Source organism: Xanthobacter autotrophicus ATCC 700552, from assembly GCF_043194565.1.
Classification (GTDB): Bacteria; Pseudomonadota; Alphaproteobacteria; order Rhizobiales; family Xanthobacteraceae; genus Xanthobacter; species Xanthobacter autotrophicus_F.
Genome location: NZ_JBAFVS010000118.1, coordinates 1 through 257 on the forward strand (window position 1 = coordinate 1; position 257 = coordinate 257).

Here is a 257-nt window from a genome sequence, read left to right on the forward strand (position 1 = left end):
TCATGGCGGTGGTGTTCGTCGTGGCCGTGCCGATGCTCGTGCTCCATCGCCTCATGGGCATGGGGGTGCTCGTGCCGCTCGGACAGATGCAGCCAGAGGCCGACCGCCATCAGGCACCCGGCGACCACCAACTGCACCGAAATCGCCTCGCCGAGCATGACGACCGCGAGCACCGCGCCCACGAACGGCGCGAGGGAGAAATAGGCCCCGGTCCGCGCCGCACCGAGATGGCGCAAGGCGAGGACGAACAGAGCAAG

The 257-nt window shown here is 68.5% G+C and carries 1 protein-coding gene; it reads right to left on the reverse strand.

What is annotated here, in order from left to right; all coding sequences use genetic code 11:
- On the reverse strand, positions 1-257 hold a 257-nt coding region (locus V5F48_RS25170; RefSeq protein ID WP_394260673.1), incomplete at both ends, for an EamA family transporter.